The 16,914-nt window shown below is 57.4% G+C and carries 17 protein-coding genes, 1 tRNA gene and 2 pseudogenes; 9 read left to right on the top strand and 11 right to left on the bottom strand.

The genetic code is table 11. The annotated features are described in order from the left end of the window. Nucleotides 1–20: 20 nt before the first annotated feature. The gene (locus tag QN377_RS06225; protein ID WP_095000065.1) at nucleotides 21–1,334 is read left to right on the top strand and encodes an MFS transporter; all 1,314 of its coding nucleotides are present in this window, start codon (nucleotides 21–23) and stop codon (nucleotides 1,332–1,334) included. Here the strand turns inward: QN377_RS06225 and QN377_RS06220 are convergent. Continuing rightward, nucleotides 1,307–2,389: an NAD(P)H-dependent flavin oxidoreductase gene (locus tag QN377_RS06220; RefSeq protein ID WP_095000064.1), complete on the bottom strand. Its 1,083-nt coding sequence runs from the start codon at nucleotides 2,387–2,389 to the stop codon at nucleotides 1,307–1,309. The two genes, QN377_RS06225 and QN377_RS06220, sit on opposite strands and share 28 nt — an antisense overlap. 142 nt (nucleotides 2,390–2,531) lie before the next feature. After that, the gene (locus QN377_RS06215) at nucleotides 2,532–4,091 is read right to left on the bottom strand and encodes a L,D-transpeptidase family protein (protein ID WP_095000063.1); all 1,560 of its coding nucleotides are present in this window, start codon (nucleotides 4,089–4,091) and stop codon (nucleotides 2,532–2,534) included. Nucleotides 4,092–4,235: 144 nt separating this feature from the next. On the opposite strand from QN377_RS06215, the gene QN377_RS06210 reads away from it, so the two are divergent. Both QN377_RS06210 and QN377_RS06205 read left to right on the top strand, forming a co-directional pair. Further along, on the top strand, nucleotides 4,236–4,955 hold the full coding sequence (locus QN377_RS06210) for a murein L,D-transpeptidase catalytic domain family protein (RefSeq protein WP_095000062.1): 720 nt from the start codon (nucleotides 4,236–4,238) through the stop codon (nucleotides 4,953–4,955). 53 nt (nucleotides 4,956–5,008) lie between these two features. After that, a complete protein-coding gene (locus tag QN377_RS06205; RefSeq protein ID WP_095018478.1) occupies nucleotides 5,009–5,866 on the top strand; it encodes a GNAT family N-acetyltransferase in 858 nt (285 codons plus the stop codon). A 164-nt stretch (nucleotides 5,867–6,030) separates the two neighbouring features. On the opposite strand, the gene QN377_RS06200 is transcribed toward QN377_RS06205, so the two are convergent. The 3 genes from QN377_RS06200 to QN377_RS06190 form a co-directional block, all read right to left on the bottom strand. After that, nucleotides 6,031–6,105, bottom strand: a tRNA-Gln gene (locus QN377_RS06200). A gap of 274 nt (nucleotides 6,106–6,379) precedes the next feature. Beyond that, nucleotides 6,380–6,850, bottom strand: coding sequence for an anti-virulence regulator CigR family protein (locus tag QN377_RS06195; RefSeq protein ID WP_095018477.1), 471 nt, complete (start codon nucleotides 6,848–6,850; stop codon nucleotides 6,380–6,382). 87 nt (nucleotides 6,851–6,937) lie between these two features. After that, nucleotides 6,938–7,450, bottom strand: coding sequence for a GNAT family N-acetyltransferase (locus QN377_RS06190; RefSeq protein WP_095018550.1), 513 nt, complete (start codon nucleotides 7,448–7,450; stop codon nucleotides 6,938–6,940). Between the two features lie 396 nt (nucleotides 7,451–7,846). Here QN377_RS06190 and QN377_RS06185 point away from each other — a divergent pair, with 396 nt between their 5' ends. Continuing rightward, nucleotides 7,847–8,683 carry an endonuclease gene (locus QN377_RS06185; protein WP_095018476.1) on the top strand — a complete coding sequence of 279 codons (837 nt, stop codon included), beginning with the start codon at nucleotides 7,847–7,849 and terminating at the stop codon, nucleotides 8,681–8,683. Nucleotides 8,684–8,809: 126 nt separating this feature from the next. Here the strand turns inward: QN377_RS06185 and QN377_RS06180 are convergent, their stop codons facing one another. The 4 genes from QN377_RS06180 to QN377_RS06165 all read right to left on the bottom strand — a co-directional run bounded on the left by QN377_RS06180 (nucleotide 8,810) and on the right by QN377_RS06165 (nucleotide 11,249). Beyond that, nucleotides 8,810–9,358 carry an AAA family ATPase gene (locus QN377_RS06180; RefSeq protein WP_095018475.1) on the bottom strand — a complete coding sequence of 183 codons (549 nt, stop codon included), beginning with the start codon at nucleotides 9,356–9,358 and terminating at the stop codon, nucleotides 8,810–8,812. 185 nt (nucleotides 9,359–9,543) lie between these two features. Beyond that, complete coding sequence (locus QN377_RS06175; RefSeq protein ID WP_254925202.1) at nucleotides 9,544–9,855, bottom strand: dihydrofolate reductase family protein; 312 nt, start codon at nucleotides 9,853–9,855, stop codon at nucleotides 9,544–9,546. Nucleotides 9,856–9,868: 13 nt separating this feature from the next. Further along, nucleotides 9,869–10,765, bottom strand: a complete 897-nt coding sequence (locus tag QN377_RS06170; RefSeq protein ID WP_095018474.1) for a serine hydrolase domain-containing protein — start codon at nucleotides 10,763–10,765, stop codon at nucleotides 9,869–9,871. A 133-nt stretch (nucleotides 10,766–10,898) separates the two neighbouring features. Continuing rightward, nucleotides 10,899–11,249, bottom strand: coding sequence for a DUF6124 family protein (locus QN377_RS06165; RefSeq protein WP_095018473.1), 351 nt, complete (start codon nucleotides 11,247–11,249; stop codon nucleotides 10,899–10,901). A 755-nt stretch (nucleotides 11,250–12,004) separates the two neighbouring features. Here QN377_RS06165 and QN377_RS06160 point away from each other — a divergent pair. The 4 genes and pseudogenes from QN377_RS06160 to QN377_RS06145 all read left to right on the top strand — a co-directional run bounded on the left by QN377_RS06160 (nucleotide 12,005) and on the right by QN377_RS06145 (nucleotide 13,826). Beyond that, a complete protein-coding gene (locus QN377_RS06160) occupies nucleotides 12,005–12,334 on the top strand; it encodes a type II toxin-antitoxin system RelE/ParE family toxin (protein WP_095018472.1) in 330 nt (109 codons plus the stop codon). Between the two features lie 161 nt (nucleotides 12,335–12,495). Continuing rightward, nucleotides 12,496–12,780, top strand: a complete 285-nt coding sequence (locus QN377_RS06155; protein ID WP_322212810.1) for a helix-turn-helix domain-containing protein — start codon at nucleotides 12,496–12,498, stop codon at nucleotides 12,778–12,780. Nucleotides 12,781–13,004: 224 nt separating this feature from the next. Continuing rightward, nucleotides 13,005–13,091: pseudogene (locus tag QN377_RS06150) on the top strand (transcriptional regulator); the annotation flags it as partial. 165 nt (nucleotides 13,092–13,256) lie between these two features. Next, on the top strand, nucleotides 13,257–13,826 hold the full coding sequence (locus QN377_RS06145) for a DJ-1/PfpI family protein (RefSeq protein ID WP_095018470.1): 570 nt from the start codon (nucleotides 13,257–13,259) through the stop codon (nucleotides 13,824–13,826). Nucleotides 13,827–13,941: 115 nt separating this feature from the next. Here the strand turns inward: QN377_RS06145 and QN377_RS06140 are convergent. Beyond that, nucleotides 13,942–14,055 (bottom strand): annotated as a pseudogene (locus tag QN377_RS06140) (integrase); the annotation flags it as partial. A gap of 101 nt (nucleotides 14,056–14,156) precedes the next feature. Between QN377_RS06140 and dusA the strand changes: the two are divergent. Further along, entirely contained in the window at nucleotides 14,157–15,167 is a 1,011-nt protein-coding gene (gene dusA / locus QN377_RS06135) for a tRNA dihydrouridine(20/20a) synthase DusA (protein WP_095018469.1), read from the top strand. Between the two features lie 80 nt (nucleotides 15,168–15,247). Here dusA and QN377_RS06130 read toward each other — a convergent pair whose 3' ends face one another. Next, nucleotides 15,248–16,837: a tannase/feruloyl esterase family alpha/beta hydrolase gene (locus QN377_RS06130; RefSeq protein ID WP_095026182.1), complete on the bottom strand. Its 1,590-nt coding sequence runs from the start codon at nucleotides 16,835–16,837 to the stop codon at nucleotides 15,248–15,250. Nucleotides 16,838–16,914: the final 77 nt, after the last annotated feature.

Below are 16,914 nucleotides of genomic sequence, written 5' to 3'. Positions count from 1 at the left end.
TACCTCACAGGAAACCCACCATGTCCAACACTCATGTCGGCTGGCGCAGCCATGCTTTGCTGTTATTGCTGGCAGCGGTGTTTGCCGACAACTTTGTCGGGCGCCAGATTCTGGCAGTGATGATTGAGCCGATCAAAGCCGAGTTCGGCGTCAGTGACACAGCGATGGGGCTGATTTCCGGCCTGGCCTTTGCCGCGGTATTCGCCCTGCTTGCCCTGCCTGCCGGTCGCCTGGCCGACCGTATGGTACGCACCCGCTTATTGGCCATCGCCTGTTTGCTGTGGGCCGTGGCAACCATGTTGTGCGGGCTGGCAGTGAGCTTCTGGATGCTCGCCCTGGCACGCATGGCTGTGGCGGTGAGCGAGTCGCCGACCACCTCGACATCGATGTCGATCATTGCCGACCTCTACCCGCCCCATCGCCGATCGTTTGCCATCAGTTGCTTCACGGCGGCACCGACCTTCTCCGCAGTGATCGGCCTCAGCCTTGGCGCCTGGGTGGTTGAGCACTATGGCTGGCGCACCGCGTTTATCGTGATCGGCATGCCGGCGCTGATGTTCTCCACGCTGCTGGCCTTTGTGGTGAAGGACCCGGCGCGTGGCCGCTGGGACCTGGCCAGCGCCCACGCGGCCCACCCCCTGCAGAGCATGGGCAGCGAGGCACGCAAACTCTGGGCCCTGCCCGCTTACCGTTGCCTGGTGATGGCGGGTGGTTTGACCACCCTGGGCTCTTATGCCATCGGCATGTGGAACACCAGCTTTCTGGTGCGCTCCCACGGTTTGTCACTGCAACATGCCGGGTTGCTGGCGGGTTTTATCTGCGGCGGCTTTGCCGGGATCGGCGCCTTGTTCAGCGGCTGGCTGAGTGACCACCTGACCCGGCGCAACCCGCACTGGCAAGTGGGCATTCCGGTCATAGGGCATGTGACAGCGCTCAGTGCGCTGTTCGCCTACCTGCTGTGGCCAAACACAGTGTGGCTGCAGGTGGGCAGCGTACCGGTGCCCAGTGCGATGCTGCTGTGCGCGCTCTACAGCTTTTTTTCGGTGTGGTGGGTGGCGCCGTCGTTCAATCTGATCACCCAACTGGTCCCGGCCAACCGCCGGGGTACGGCGATGGCCTTGCAGACCATTATTTCGACCCTGCTGGGGATTGGCCTGGGGCCGTTGCTGGCCGGTTTGCTCAGCGATGCCCTGCAGCCGGCTTTCGGTATTGAATCGCTGCGCTATGCATTACTGCTGGTAAGCCTGCCGGTGGCAGGTGCAATCATGTTGCTGATTCGCACCGCCAGCCATGCCGGGCAAAATTGCTATAGGCATGTAGAGCGGGCGGCATAATCGTCGATAAATTTGCGTGTCAGCTCATACGACGTCAGCTCGGCCATGCGCCCGGGGCTCAGGGGGAAAGCCTGGCCCGCCCACAGGTTGATAAAGTCGCCGCTGTCAGCCCCGGATTTGGCCTTGAGCGGCAGCAGCACACCACCGGCCAACGGAAAGGCTGGCGCCTGGGAGTTGATCGGGCCCAGTTCGCGCATGACCCGATTGACGATGCCTCGTGCTGGCCGCCCGGTAAACAGATTGGTCAGCGCGGTATCACTGGCCTGAGCCTCGCGCAACGCACGGTGATGAGCCCTGGCCAGCTTTGCTTCAGGGCAAAACAGGTAAGCAGTGCCGATTTGCACGGCACTGGCGCCAAGTGCAAACGCCGCCGCGATCCCTCGCGCATCGGCGATGCCGCCTGCAGCAATCACCGGCACCGACACGGCATCGACGATTTGCGGCACCAGAGCGAAGGTGCCGATTTGCGTGGTCAGCTCACGATGCAGGAACATCGCCCGATGACCGCCCGCTTCATAGCCCATGGCGATAATTGCGTCACAGCCGTGGTGTTCCAGCCATTGCGCCTCGTCAACCGTCGTGGCCGAACTGAGCACCCTGGCCCCACAGGCCTTGACCCTGGCCACAAACTCCGGTGCCGGCAGGGCAAAGTGAAAACTCACCACTTCGGGGCGCAATTCCTCGACCAGGGCGCAGGTGGCTTCATCGAAAGGCGCGCGGCTGGATATCGGAGTGGGCGCGTCATAATCGGCCCCGAGCTCGCTGTAATAGGCCTTGAACAGCGACTTCCACTGCTCGATGGCAGCCTCGTCGTACTCCGGAGGCTGATGGCAGAAAAAGTTCAGGTTGAGCGGCTGGTCGCAGGCAGCCCGAAAGGTTGCCACCTCGCTGCGGATGGCCTCCAGGCTCAACGTGGCACAGGCCAGTGAGGCCAGCCCCCCGGCCTGTGCCACGCCGATCATGATATCGGCGCCAGCGCCCAGCATCGGTGCCTGGATCAGGGGATGGGCAATGCCCAGCAGATCGGTGAAGCGCGAATCGGGCCAGCAGCTCATGGGGGCTCTCAGGGTCGACAATCGGGAGCTGGATACTAGTGGCTCGCCTGCAGATGAGGCAAGTTGCCCAAGACTATGTAGCAGCTGACGAGCGGAGCGAGGCTGCGTTCGTCAGCTGCTACGAAAGTCCGCAATAGCCGAATTATTTTTTGCTGGCCAGTGCCGCAATCAATGCCGGGTCATGATTGTAGATATCCGGTGCATAGGTCACCTTGCCGTCCTTGTTTGCCTGGGCGGTCCAGTAGGTCATCAGGATCGGTGTCGGGTTCGACAGCCTGAACTCATGGGTCAGCCCGGTACCCAACAGCTCCTCGCTACGGACTTTTTCGGCAGGTGTCACCAGCAAGTCACGCAGCTGGAACACCGCTTCAACCCGCACGCAACCCGAACTGAAAGCCCGTGGCCCCTTGCTGAACAAGGCCTGGCTAGGGGTGTCGTGGAGGTACACCGAGAACGGATTGGGGAAGCGGATGGCAATACGGCCCAACGGGTTCCTCGGCCCCGCGCCCTGGCGCAGCAGGATGTTGCCCGGTCGATCCCAGTCGATATCCTGAGCCGCCAGCGGCTGGCCGTTGCTGTCCACAATCTGCAGGTCCTGACGGCTGAGGAAAGACGGATCGCGACGGATCTGCGGCAGTTTGTCTTCACGAAAGATGGTCGGCGGAATGGTCCAGGTCGGGTTGAGCGTAAGGCGATTGACCCGGGACTTGAGCAGCGGGGTCTGGCGCTCGGCACGGCCGACCTGGGTGCGTGTCTGCCACACCGGCACACCGTTGCGGTACACGGTCAGTTGCGCTGCGGGCACATTGACCAGCAGGATATCGGGCTCCAGATCCTGGGCTATCCAGCGAAAGCGCTCCAGATTGATGCGCAGCTGCTCACGCCGCGCCTGGGGGCTGATGTTGAGTTCTTTAAGGGTGCCCGCGCCGATTACACCGTCGGCCTGCAACGAATGGTCGAGCTGGAAGCTCTTCACCGCCGCCACCAGTTCATTGCTGTAATGGTGATCGACAGTCGCCGGCAGGTGGCTGAGGTAGCCTTCACTGACCAGTCGCCGGGCCAGCTCGGGCACCCGCGCATCCTCAGCCCCCGGACGCAGCAACGGCCCGCTGGCCAGTGGTTGCCATTGTGGCAAGGGTTGCTGACGCTGGCGGGCATAGACCCGACGCAGGTTTTGATACAGCTCGTTTTGCGGGCGCGCCTGTTCAAAAGCCCGGGGCAAGTCCGCCAGGCCCGGTCCGGCAAAGGCCAGGATGCGGGCCTGGCGGTCTTGTGCAACCTCACTGGCATGCCATACCGGCTCGAACCGCGACTGCTGCAGGCGACCATAGTGCAGGTCCTGCAAGGCTTGCAGATACTGCTGGCTGATCCCGATATCGGCACACAGATCACCAGCGACAGGCAGTTTGTAGGTGTCGGGGTCCAGACCGTCATCCGCCAACTGCGCAAGCTCCCCTTGCAGGGCGCTCAAACGGCCATTGACCGACCATACCGGCTGGTCATTCTGCCCCTGATAAAACCCCTGCAGCATTCGCAGCATCGGTGCATTGACCCGTGGCGCCAGGACCGGACAGGCTTGCGGCAGTTGGCTGAGCGCTTGTTGTACCGGGCTTGTGGTGTCTGCCTGTAGGGGATCGGCTACAGCGACCAGTGGCACAGTCAGCAAGGCAATGCTCAAGTAAAATGCGCGTTTTTTGAACAACTGCTTTACTCCAATTATGGGCCGTCATCTTTAACTTCAGCTCAATCAGCGGTCACGGCAAACCCACAGGCTAGCAGTTAAAACCCAAGCGCCAAGTTATCGGCGCAGCATTACTGGTCTGACTCCATCGAGAATACGCAAATCATGCTCAACTTTTTACGCCGTTTTTGCTTTGCAGCCATCGCCTTAAGCGCAACCTGCACTACTGCCTACGCTGCTAATCCGCTCTTGCTCAACAAGCTCAGCCATGCCGCCCCGGAACTCAACCCCCAGGCCCTGAAAAGTGCCCTCAGCGCCATGCAGTGCGCGGTCAATAACGGAGCCAAACAGGCTCGGCATCTGGCGGTAATCGACTTCTCGCAACCTTCAACCGCTCGCCGTCTCTGGATCTTTGACCTGACCCGCAAGACATTGGTTCTGCGTGATCTGGTGGCCCACGGAAAACAATCCGGCGAGAACTTCGCCACCAGCTTCTCCAATACCGAAGGCAGCAACCAGTCCAGTCTCGGCCTGTTCAGCACCCAGGAAAGCTATGTGGGCAGCCATGGTTACTCATTGCGCATGGACGGCCTTGAGCCCGGCATCAATGATCAGGCCCGTGAACGGGCGATCGTGATCCACCCCGCCAATTACGTGAACCCGCTGTGGAGCAAAACCCAGGGCCGCATCGGCCGCAGCCTCGGCTGCCCGGCGGTCCGCCCGCAAGTGGCGCGTCAGGTCGTAGATAAACTCAAAAATGGCCAGTTCATGTTTGCCTGGTACCCCGACCAGCAATGGCTGCAATCCTCGGCCTACCTCAACTGCCAGCCACGTCAGGTGGCGAGCATCATGTCGGCCAGGCATGAGGTCGCACACGGGGGTTGAAAGCGCGGCGGCAATACCTGTAGATAGTGCGCACATGTTCCAGGAGTTTCATCATGCCCGCGCCGCAACAGGCTGCCTTCACCTACCGCGCCATGACCCGGGCCGACTTGCCCGCCGCCCACGGGCTGTCCGCGCAGCTGAACTGGCCCCATCGCCTGGAAGACTGGGCCTTGTTGCACCGGTTGTGCAAAGGCTTTGCGGCCTGCGAAGGTGAGCGCTTGATCGGCACGGCGTTCGCCTGCCCACAAGGTGCGTTTGCAACCATTGGCCTGGTGGTGGTCAGCCCCGATTATCAGGGCCAGGGTGTTGGCCGCCGATTGATGGAGCTGGCGCTCGAGGCCTGCAAGCCGGCCACGGCGATCCTCAATGCCTCGGCGGCAGGCGCACCGCTGTATCTGAGCCAGGGCTTTATCGAATTCGGCACCCTCGAGCAGCGCCAGGGCCCGGCACAATGTATGGCCCTTGAACCGCTGGCCGCAGACGAACACTGCCGCAGCCTCAACGCAGAGGATCAGGCACGGCAACTGGCACTGGCCAACGCTGGCAGCGGGCTGGATCGCAGTGCCATTTTCGCCCATCTGCACGACACTATCGAACACACGGCCGGTATCGAGTGCGGAGGCCAGTTACAGGCGTTTGCCCTGTTGCGCCGCGCCGGAAAGGGCCATTGCATTGGCCCGGTGATTGCCCAAAATCCCCGGCAGGCCAGGCACCTGATCGCCACCCTGCTCTCACGGATCCCTGGCCAGTTTGTGCGTATCGATGTGCCACATAACAGCGGTCTGTGTGAATGGCTGACGCGGGCCGGCCTGGGCCCAGTAGACCGGGTGAGCCAAATGGCCCTCGGCACACCCCCGCAATCCACTGAAGGTGTTCACCAGTACGCACTGCTTTCACAGGCAATGGGTTGAGCTGCAGAAACGCGCAGGACTGATCCGCCACAAACCGAATGGGCAAGAAAAAGACAGTGGTATTAATTGGTATGGGATGGGTGACTAGCGAGGTTGCGTCAGGCCGAACGGCGTTGACGCTGTGCTTGGAGAGTCTTGCCCGATGCTGGACAAGATCTGGAAAATGGCAGGGGCGGCTGGATTTGAACCAACGCATGGCAGGATCAAAACCTGCTGCCTTACCGCTTGGCGACGCCCCTGTAGTTGTTGCGATGAATGCCTGGCATTCATTTAACGTCCTTGCAGCTTGCGAATGTTGCCAATCGCCGTGAACCTGTAAGGGTTCGCTGTGAGAACGAGCGCAAATATACCCGCACTCTGAGGATATGGGAAGCACTTTTTAAATAAATTTATTCAAAAACAGCCACTTAGTGAGAAACACTGGCACATTGCCCCGGCTGGCCGGGCTTTTCCCGGGTCTAGTCGAGGGATAAGCCCGGAGTTTCAGGCACTGATCGACACAACGGCGTCACATCAATCAAAGGCACCATTGAGAATCTCATAAACCAACCCGGTGGCAATGGAGACCAGAATCAACTCCGTGCCCACCTGCTGCCATTCGTACCCCTCGTAATGAGGCAGCCTGCTGGCCAGTCGGCCATCCAGCTTTTTGGCAATACCCGGCGGCAGCGGCTTGCCCCGCGCCAGATTCTTCTGGATGCCGGGCGGCAGCGCCTGGCTTCGGCTCCAGTAATCTCTATGCCCGTGAATGATTTCAAGCGTGGCTGCACGATTGATACTCGGGCCATGCGCCCTGTCGTCACCGCCTGACTTCTTACCTTTATTGCCCTGGCCACCTTGCTTGCCATGATCCTGGTCATAGTGCTGACCGCCTTTGTCATTGCCTTTACCGTTCCCGTTACCTGGATCGGCCGAGGCAGTGACCGGGCCACAAACAAGCGCAACACACGTAATGGCTGTAATCAGTGAACGAGGCGTTAGCATGGTCGAGGACTCAGAATAAGGGTGGTCCTCTGACTATAGACGACAGCTTGAGTTCGTCAGGGCATCAAGCTGCCACCCAGTGCTGCTTCAGCTCTGCTCAGGTGCGAACCAGCCCATGGTGATATCCGCGATCAGACTGCCATCGGGTAGGCGTATACGCTTTTCAAGACGACCTTCTTCCACAAAGCCGAACTTCAGATAAAGGTGCCTCGCACGGCGATTGACCTCACGCACCCGCAGTTCGACTTTTACCAGCCCCGGGCGATCCCCGGCCCACTGCAACAAGCGCGTCATCAACACATGGCCGATACCCTGCCCCACATAGTCGGGATGCACAACGATAGTCAGGCTCATAACGTGCTTAAAGGCCTCAAGCCCGATTGGCTCAAGCAAAGCATGCCCGACAATCTGATCATTCCATTCAACCACCAGGTAAAGGCCATCATCCTTCAGGGCAATAATTTTTCGCTCAAAGGCTGCAGTGTTAAACTCACTTGGCCGCGAGACAAGCAAACCGGGGGTTTTGGCCGTTTCACGCTCGGCATTGCAGAGCTGCGTCGCATCCGTTAGTTGCGCATGACGAATGACCAGGTTTTCCAAGCGATAGCTCCCTATAAACTGTTCTGAGTAGGTCAACTGCTTGCGCTCGAAAACACGCAATTCCTGATTAACTTACGCACCCTTACAGCGCACACAAATCTGCGCGGTCTGCATTTCCCTCCGCCCTCAGCCCTTCAAGCAATAACTGTTCCCGTTGATCAATCCTCGTAGAGCAAGGCGTTCTTGCGATGTGTTTTGTAGCACTCCCGTGGTACAAACAGCAGTAATACGTGACATTGAATACCCTGACGCGTCAGGCATTGAGCGAGCTTCTGGCACATCACGCCTGGACTATTGGTAAAAGCTGCGCGGTGAGGTGTTCAATTGCATTGCCCCGAACTGAAATTGGCCATGCTTGGTACATAGGCCTACTGATCCACCTTGAAGGTGCACCCCATGCCCGCCCCTACTGCTCGCCCCGACCTTGTTTATACATACCCGACCCACCTGCGCGCTCAGGTCGAGGCCGCCCCGCGAGCACCCGGGGTGTATTTCTTTTACGCTGCTGGCGAGTCCATGCCGCTCTATATCGGTAAAAGCATCGATATACGCAGCCGACTGCTTTCCCACCTGCGCGCGCCGGAAGAAGCCCGAATGCTGCGCCAGACACAACGGATCGAGTACCAGCAAACCGCAGGAGAAATCGGTGCCCTGCTGTTGGAGTCCCGCCTGATCAAAGAACTGCAACCCTTGAAGAACAAGCGACTTCGTCGTCAACAGCGTCTGTGCTCATTGCGGATTGTCGACGGGGTACTGGAAATCATCGACACCACCACCATCTGCGACGGGCCACAGTTGTACGGGCTTTTCCGTAACCGGCGGATGGCCACCGAAGCCCTGATGCAGATTGCGGACGAGCACCGGCTCTGCCACACCCTGCTGGGCCTGGATAAATCAACGGGACGGGGCTGCTTTCGGGCTCAGATAGGCAAGTGCGCCGGTGCCTGCAAAGGGGCAGAAAGCCCTAAGGCGCATACCCAACGCTTGTTGAGTGCCTTGGAACGCTGGGCCGTGCATCACTGGCCCTATCCAGGCGCAATCGCATTGCACGAGCAGCATGGCGAGATCGAGGAGTACCACGTCGTGGACAGCTGGCGCTATATCGGCACCTATACCTGCGAGTCTGAAGCCAGACTGGCCCCCAGACTGACAGGGCAGGCATTCGATGCCGACTGCTACAAAATTCTGGTGCGGCCCGTATTGCTCGAGAGCACTGCAATCATCATGCTTTGATTGCGAACGCGCCGATCCAGGATAACTGCCTCGAGCTTTTTGACGACCTTTATGTGCCGCTGAATGACTGGCCCATCTCTTCCACTCGCTTGGCAAGCTGGACGTAAGCCTACAGCCAACACACGTTCACATGACTGACGGTGCGTGCTTCAGTCCGTCGACTGCATCCCGTATTTGCCGCACCCGATCTGTAACAGACATGTCCCCTTCAAGCTTTAAGACCGTACAGGTAAGCGCAGACAGCCATTCCTGGTGCCTGGCCAGGCTACGTCCAGGGACGCCCCCCTCATCGTACTGAGCTGCCCAAGCCAGAAACTCCGGCTTTGCTTGACCGAAGCGTTTTACCTCTCGACGTTCTAGCCTCTCCAATCTGAGTTCAACCGGAAGATAAAGGAACACCACAAGATCAAATTCGCTCTCAAGCGGTTGACCCCAGCCCATTACTGATCCGGCAACCACTGCACGGTCATGAGAGCGCATTTCATGTAGCAAGCGCTCTCCTCGTAGCGTTTTGTCTGCCAGATGCAGATAGGGCGGGTTACTGGGCAGCCACAAAAAATCATCTGCATCCAGGTGAGTTGCGCTCAGTTCCTTAGCTAAAGCATCCGCCAAGGTCGTGGTGCCGGTACCTGCCGCGCCTGTGATCAAGATGTAACGTGCCGTCTCTTTTGTCATTTCGTTTCAGCCACTCTAAAACTTTGCAATCTCCGATAACTTAACAGTGCCCCACTGATGTGGCAGCCGAGCAAGAACATCCTCGAGACATCGAGCCAGTGGTGGCCAGCGCCTGCAAATGTGGGTCGGTTAGCTACGACCTGACTTTGAACGTCGCTATGCACCAAATGACGTGCGGGCAGTCATCAAATCTCTAAAGCACTGCAATCAGATCCTGTTTTGTCAACTGAGCAAGCCTGGGCGAGCACTTGGTAACGACTCTGTACAAATCCGTTATCAGACGCTGAGGAGTCAATCAGACTTAAATTTAGCTCGCCACCCAACTGGCTGAACAAAGGAATTCCTTTGCCCAACAACACTGGAATGCGCGTAATAGTGATCTCGTTGATCAATCCCGCAGCGAGGAAAGCCTGGATGGTCTGACCTCCGTCAATATAGAGATGCTTCAGACCTTGAGCCGCGAGCTGCGCCACGATAAGTAGCGGATCGCCGGCCAATACATCGAAGGACTCAGACGACTTTACCCCCCGACCGCAAAACTTGTATCAGTTGCTCGGCGGCGAGGGTTTCGACGGTGCCTTCACGGGTGCCTGCGCCGAAAACAGCGCAACAGGCCGATGTGTCGCCGTCGCAGATACGGTAAACGGCAATGACGCTGCCAGGCCCGCACCCTGTGTGTCCGCAAAGGGTAAAACCACCGTCGATCGAACCCCGCATTAAACCCAGGCCGTATCCCGGTGTAATCCATGGGCGTCCTGGAATCGAACCACCCAATGCCTTTGCTATCTGCATGTCCTGGAGCAAGCCTGTGGGGAGCAGATGCCCTGCGAAAAGTCGGTCGAGGAAGAGTGCGGCTTGCGAAATGGGGCCGATTAACAAGCCGTGATACACCCAGCCGGGGTCATAATTTGATGTATTTCCAAGGTGGGTATCTTGTAAGTCTGCTGGCGTTTTAGCGAAGCGAACCCTCGAGAGCCCCAAAGGCGTCAGTGCGTATCGACCCACTGCCTCTTCAAGCGACAAGTCAGTCAGCTGTTCAATTAGCTTGCCTATGAGAAGGTAACCCACATTGGAATAGCGCCATCCAGTTCCGGGGGTATATCGAAGCCGAGCGCCATCAAGGCGCTGCATCATTTCGTCTGCTGACCATGCAGCCTCATGGTTGGCAACGGCGGCGTGATAATCTGCAAGTTCACCATAATCGGCGAGCCCTGCCTCATGCCTAAGCAGTTGGCGCAACGTGAATGGCTGATCAGGTATCGGGGTGTCCAGTCCGATCCGCCCATCACGTACTAATGACAGGGCGGTTACAGCCAGGATGGTCTTCGTAAAGCTCCACCAAGGCACCACCAGTTCTGATTGATCCGACGTTGGTTGCTGACCATTTGATACCAGTGAACTCAGCATTGACTTCCTTGTATTGTTGGGCAGCTTGTCAGCTACCTACGGAGGCTCCGATCAACTTGCCGCGATTTTCGAAAAGTACCCAATATACCCAGAGATCAATAACGCGCCTGCCGCCAACCAGGCGCGTGCTGCATCAGTGCATCGCCACACCGTCCAACGATTTATCGACATACGCCCTGGCCAGCTCCACCAGATGCATGACCGACAACACCCGGTCGCGCGCGAGCCCGCACAAACCATCCCCCGCCTCACTCGCCGAAGCAACCGCACAGCGCAACAAGTCTGACGCTTGGGCCAAAGCCGCTTCTGAATTGACACTGTCCGGGATGGCAAATATAGCCGTGCTTATGGGGCGAGCAGGCTTATGGTCGTGCAGGTAATAATCGAGCGCACGCCTGACGGCCGCACGGTCCAGCGACTGTGAATCGCACTGTTCAGCATCTTGCAGGGTCAATGAGGGGGGATCGGGGACAACTTTTTTCATTGTGATGACTCCTGGTACATAAAAAGGAGCTGTCACCTATCGCTACTAAACGACTGGGTGGCAGCCGTACGCAGGTTAGTAGACCGGTGTACCAGGAAACCGGCGCGCCACAAGGGCGCCCTGCGCACGGCCACCATAAAACGAAGGCCAAAAAAAGCGCCTCGCTAAGGTGGCGCATTGCGCCTGGTAACACCGGGCTACTAAACCCGACCGCTGATTTTGCAGCGATGGGCCGAGACTATTCCCCGATTTGAGCAGGCGCAAGCGAACGTGATTCTCTCGGATGATTCGCGAGATGGAAAGCGAAACGTCGTACGAAACTCCTGAATATCTCTCGGTAAGCTCACCTCCAATGTTCAACGGCCCTACAAAGGATGAATGTCCAGGAATGAAGCCCACTCGACAAACTGGCATTCGCCAACATCTGAATAAATCCCTACACAGATTCACCAGCACCGTCAGGAAGCGGCTGACCGCATCCCAACGTGGAAATGAGCCGCACAAGGACTCGTAGCCTCACTGGGAGCATTTCGCATGCATGATGGCCCCACCTCTTGATGTCTGCAAAACAGTGATGAGAGATGACCTTGTATTTATATCAAAACAGATATAATGTTTATCTCGCAGGCGTGGATTCGCACACGCGAATCCGTAGGTGAGACGAGCAACATGCCTGTTCGATTTTTGACCAGAGAGGAAGCGACCGATGACTACTTTCAGATGCATAAAATGTTTGATAAGACGGAGGTGCAGCGATGCCCAACCGAGAAATGAAGGAAATCATGTGGGTTGGAAGTAGCTTGCAAGACCTGCGGGACTTCCCTGAAGTGCCTAGGAAGCGAGCAGGTTTTCAGCTAGAACTACTGCAGGAAGGGGAAGAGCCTGACGACTTCAAGCCAATGAAATCCGTTGGCAAGGGTGTTCAGGAAATCCGAATTGCATGTGATGATGGGGCTTTTCGCGTGTTTTATGTGGTCAATCGGCCGGAAGCAATCTATGTGTTGCATGCCTTCCGCAAGACAACTCAAAAGACGGAAAAGCGTGATTTGGATCTGGGTAGAACCCGATACAAATCGCTGGGTTGAGCGTAGGGTGGCGTGGCGATCCCCTTTACCAACGGTGAAGGGGTAAAGCCCTAGCTATGACCCGACTCAAAAAAAGTACACCTGTCACTTTTTTAAAAGAACTTGTAGCAAAACAGTTGTCCAAAAATTAGTAAGCAAGTGATTGATCAGAGGAAAAGTGTATGTCAAACGAACACCCTACCAGTGTCTGGGATGCTTTGGTTGATACGCCAGAAGAAGCCGAGAACCTGCGTGTCCGTTCTCAGTTGATGCGAGCCATCAGGCGGGTAGTGAAAACCTGGGATGTATCGCAAAAAGAAGCGGCCCAGCGGCTGCATATCACTCAGCCAAGGCTGAATGATTTGCTCAAGGGGAAAATTGAAAAATTTTCTCTGGATGCTTTGGTGAATATGTTGGCCAGTGCAGATCTGGAACTCGAAGTTCGCATCAGTAACAAGGCAGCCTGATTTTCAGGTGGTGGTTCAAGCAAGCAAAAAGGCTGGCCATGATGTGGCTGGCCTTTTTTCGCTTTAATGGCACCCAAGGACGAAAATAAGCTATCGCAGGTAGTTTGCAGAGACACCGGTGCGTTTGTCTGAAGCTACAAGAAACCTCTGTTCTCATCAGCCACTTGGGTGTACAGCTTTAGAACCCGTATACGCTGTATACACTCAAGAGTGAGGATTCCATCATGGCACCGCCCGTGTTGTCATTCTGTGTTGAAGAGGCGCTCGTGGAGCAGCTCGACCAGTTGTCCCAAGCCACCGACCGCGACCGTTAGTACCACCTCAAACGTGCGTTGGCCCGCTACGTCGAGGCTGAGTCCTGGCATATATAGGTAGAGAGCAGATTTTTGCGAGCGACTGCTATCCGACCCAAAGCAGCCCTTGATATCCATTTATTGTCGCCATAGGGTGTTGGCATTCATGGAGGATTCTGACTGATGGCACGCATAGGTTTAATACTGAGCCCCGGTTTTGCTGACTGGGAATATGCTTTTATAGCTGGAACTGCGTCCCCATTTTACGGGATCGACGTCAGGTTTTTCGCTTTTGCTCCGGGACAGATCCACTCGCAGGGCGGGCTGCCTGTAACGATCGATAGTAACTTGCAACAATGCCTGGACTGGAAACCGGATGTTGTGGTCGTTATCGGGGGAATGGTCTGGGAACGTGCAGAAGCACCGGATATTCGAGACTTTCTTCATGCCAGTCGTTCAAGTGGAGCGACGATTGCCGGTATCTGTGGGGGAACTCTGGCACTTGCGAGGGCCGGGCTTCTCGACAAGACTCCACATACCTCAAACAGTGCTAATTTCTTACAAGAGAATGCTGCAGGTTATGAAGGTCACGGGTTTTATCGAAACAGTCCGATAGCGGTGATTGCTGACCGCATCATAACCGCTCCAGGCCCTGCCCCCGTTAGCTTCACCTGCGCAGTGTTCGAAGGTGCCGGGCTATCTTCAGAGAGTATTTCCCAGTTCAGATCAATGTTGGCAGCGGAACATAAGTGACCGTTTGGCGCTGCAAAACAGCGCTCAGGTTATGTTGTTCGAGTGGCTGCATCTGTCCGATTGCTGCCTGTTGCAAAGTCCCGCAATCGACCCAAAGCTGCCAGGCCGTCTGTTATCGGGCGAAGATCTGGCTCTCTTGGTAGACTTGCAACCCATCGCAAAACAGGCGTACTTGTGCCGTGTAACTGATGCTGCCGTCAGTACGCTTGCGTGCTCGGATAGTGGCCATGATCGCCTGGTACAATTGTTGTTTTGATTGGTAAATTGTACCAGTCGACTTCAAAATACGCCCTTTTACCCCCTAAAATCGCTGCAAAAACGTAGAGCACAATGGTACAGAATATTGCTTCAAAGCCAGTAAACACAGGGGCTGCGCTGTCTCGGCGGTTTTCTGTTGCCCCCATGATGGACTGGACAGATCGCCACTGTCGGTTTTTTCTGCGTCTGCTATCCAAAAACGCCTTGCTGTACACCGAAATGGTCACTACGGGCGCGCTGATTAATGGTGATGCCGAGCGCTTCTTGCGTCATGACGAGTCTGAGCATCCGCTGGCCTTGCAGCTGGGAGGGAGTGTTCCGGCTGACTTGGCCGTTTGCGCACGCATGGCTCAGGATGCAGGGTATGACGAGGTGAACCTGAATGTCGGCTGCCCCAGCGATCGGGTGCAGAACAATATGATCGGTGCCTGCCTGATGGCGCACCCGGCCCTGGTGGCCGATTGTGTCAAGGCCATGCGCGATGCGGTCGCTATCCCTGTCACGGTCAAGCATCGTATCGGCATCAACGGCCGCGATAGCTATGCACAACTGTGCGATTTCGTCGGTACGGTTCGTGATGCCGGCTGCACCAGTTTCACCGTGCATGCGCGTATTGCCATTCTCGAAGGGCTGTCGCCTAAAGAAAACCGCGATATCCCGCCTCTGCGCTATGACGTTGCCGCGCAGTTGAAAACCGATTTCCCTGAACTGGAGATCATTCTCAACGGCGGGATCAAGACCCTCGAGCAATGCCAGGAACATTTACAGGTGTTTGATGGTGTGATGCTCGGTCGCGAGGCCTATCACAACCCGTATATTCTGGCCGAGGTCGATCAACGTCTGTTTGGCAGTTCTGCCCCTGTCATTTCGCGGGTAGAGGCGCTCACGCTGTTGCGGCCTTATATCGCAGCGCATATAGCCGCGGGTGGTTCAATGCACCATATCACGCGTCATATTTTGGGGCTGGGCCAGGGGTTCCCTGGCGCCAGGCGCTTTCGTCAACTGCTGTCGGTGGATATCCATAAGGCCAAGGACCCGTTGGCATTACTGGATCAGGCCGCAGAACTGCTGGTAGGCCGCTGAAACCAGCGCAATAGCGCCGGCGCAAGGTACACAAAGGCCTGCATGAGACTTCTCATGCAGGCCTTTGTTTTTTTGCACCACTATTGCGTTACTTCGACACAGGCATAACTGTCGGCATTGTCGATATCGCCCTTGCCCGCGTAACGGGCGACCTGCGGCCAGGCACATAGCGGGCGGGTGCGCACAACCTTGCCGTCTTCAATTTTCGAAGCGACGATGCGCTGCGGTGCTACGCCGTGCTCCACCCAATTGTCGATAATGGCCAACTTGTCAAAGGTGTCGCAGCCCGCACCGCCGTAACAATGGCCCATGCCCGGGATCAGAAACAGCCGGGCCGAGGCCCGGGCCGCCTTGCCCGAATCGCGCAGCAGTGACTGGTAGTAGTCGATCAGCTCCTGGCCGTTATGAAAATCGTTCCAGCCCACATAAAGCAGTAGCTTTGCCCCCCGGTCGAAAAATGCCGTGAGGTTGGAGTCAACGTGCAACAAGGGCCCGAGCCTGTTCACAGCCTCATTCACGGTCTTGTCCCAGTCCATGGTCGTCCAGTCCCAGTCCGGATCCTGGAAAGCCGCGTACTTGAACAGGTCCAGGGCCACCGGGAACGCTTGGCCATCGACAAAATCACCGAGCAGGTTTTCATTGCCCTTGGCCACGCCAGGAAAGATCACTTCCCCGGTACGCGGGTTGATCGGCCCTCGATAGAGCTGCTGCATCAGCTCTACCTGCCCCGCCGTCAGGCAGTCGGCTGTCTCGGTGCCTTTGCACTGCAATTGTTCAGGCTCAAAATCGCAATGCTGCGGATCGTCGATAAACCCCTGCTTGAGGCCAATGGGCGTGGCGCAGGCCTTGAGCGCCGCCTTGCTGACCATCTCGAGCTTGGCCTTGGTCATGTTCACATCGCGGTGGCGACCGAGCAACCAGCCGGGCCAGAGCTGGGCGGCATTGAACTTGACCAGCGGGTTGGGCGGCGCACCGGCGACGATACCATCGTAGTCATCGGGAAAGCGCCTGGCTTCGATCAGACCTTCAAGGCCGCCCAGCGAACAGCCTATCCAGTACGCCCGGCTGGCCGGTTTTCCGTAGTAGGCCTTGATCAGTTCCTTGGCATGTACCGTCATCAGGTGGTCGGCGCGCCAGGCATAATCGATCAGTTTTTCCGGGTGGCCCAGGGCGAACTGCCCGCCCTTGCCTTCTTCAGTACTGCTGTCGTGTCCGGTATCGGTCGCTGCCGTGGCGTAGCCCTGCTCAAGCCCGGCGAGCATGGCCGGGTACATCATCGCTCCGCCCCAGCCAAAACTGCCGACACCCAGTAACTTGCCGTTCCAGCCATTGAGCGGCAACCAGACTTCGATCTTGATATCTGAATCGCTGCTGGGCCTGAGTGTGGCAGCAACCCTGCAAAAGGCCGGGTTTGGCCCGACTGCGGGGCGCCCTGCCGGGTTCATGCCGGAGAAACTCGCCAGCCGGGTCAGCGGGTTTTCCGGCATTTGGTACTGCCCGGGGGCAATGGCCTCGGCCACGGTGATGGTCGCATCGGGCAAGGCCCTGGCGGCCAAGGCGCTGCAGGTGTCTTCGGCATGGGCTTGCGCTGCCATAGCCAGGGTCAGCAAGCTGACGGCTGCGTACCAGAGAAACGGGCGTAGTGCTGAACATGGGTGATTAATTTGCATATCCCTGCCTTCGGATCACGCTCAAGAACAGACGCTGCGCGGTGGGTGCACTACCACGACCTTAGTTGCAGGATAAA

This window comes from Pseudomonas sp. CCC4.1 (genome assembly GCF_035019225.1).
In the GTDB taxonomy this organism is placed as follows: Bacteria; Pseudomonadota; Gammaproteobacteria; order Pseudomonadales; family Pseudomonadaceae; genus Aquipseudomonas; species Aquipseudomonas bubulae.
Note: the sequence above shows the minus strand (reverse complement) of the source record. Positions and strands in the feature narration are given on the sequence as shown.

What these genes read in the sequence shown, in the direction of transcription:
- QN377_RS06130 (WP_095026182.1), bottom strand. Translation starts at nt 16,837, where the DNA reads ATGCAAATTAATCACCCATGTTCAGCACTACGCCCGTTTCTCTGGTAC.
- QN377_RS06205 (WP_095018478.1), top strand. Translation starts at nt 5,009, where the DNA reads ATGCCCGCGCCGCAACAGGCTGCCTTCACCTACCGCGCCATGACCCGG.
- QN377_RS06145 (WP_095018470.1), top strand. Translation starts at nt 13,257, where the DNA reads ATGGCACGCATAGGTTTAATACTGAGCCCCGGTTTTGCTGACTGGGAA.
- QN377_RS06165 (WP_095018473.1), bottom strand. Translation starts at nt 11,249, where the DNA reads ATGAAAAAAGTTGTCCCCGATCCCCCCTCATTGACCCTGCAAGATGCT.
- QN377_RS06155 (WP_322212810.1), top strand. Translation starts at nt 12,496, where the DNA reads ATGTCAAACGAACACCCTACCAGTGTCTGGGATGCTTTGGTTGATACG.
- QN377_RS06160 (WP_095018472.1), top strand. Translation starts at nt 12,005, where the DNA reads ATGCCCAACCGAGAAATGAAGGAAATCATGTGGGTTGGAAGTAGCTTG.
- QN377_RS06220 (WP_095000064.1), bottom strand. Translation starts at nt 2,389, where the DNA reads ATGAGCTGCTGGCCCGATTCGCGCTTCACCGATCTGCTGGGCATTGCC.
- QN377_RS06185 (WP_095018476.1), top strand. Translation starts at nt 7,847, where the DNA reads ATGCCCGCCCCTACTGCTCGCCCCGACCTTGTTTATACATACCCGACC.
- QN377_RS06210 (WP_095000062.1), top strand. Translation starts at nt 4,236, where the DNA reads ATGCTCAACTTTTTACGCCGTTTTTGCTTTGCAGCCATCGCCTTAAGC.
- QN377_RS06170 (WP_095018474.1), bottom strand. Translation starts at nt 10,765, where the DNA reads ATGCTGAGTTCACTGGTATCAAATGGTCAGCAACCAACGTCGGATCAA.
- QN377_RS06180 (WP_095018475.1), bottom strand. Translation starts at nt 9,358, where the DNA reads ATGACAAAAGAGACGGCACGTTACATCTTGATCACAGGCGCGGCAGGT.
- QN377_RS06225 (WP_095000065.1), top strand. Translation starts at nt 21, where the DNA reads ATGTCCAACACTCATGTCGGCTGGCGCAGCCATGCTTTGCTGTTATTG.
- dusA (WP_095018469.1), top strand. Translation starts at nt 14,157, where the DNA reads ATGGTACAGAATATTGCTTCAAAGCCAGTAAACACAGGGGCTGCGCTG.
- QN377_RS06195 (WP_095018477.1), bottom strand. Translation starts at nt 6,850, where the DNA reads ATGCTAACGCCTCGTTCACTGATTACAGCCATTACGTGTGTTGCGCTT.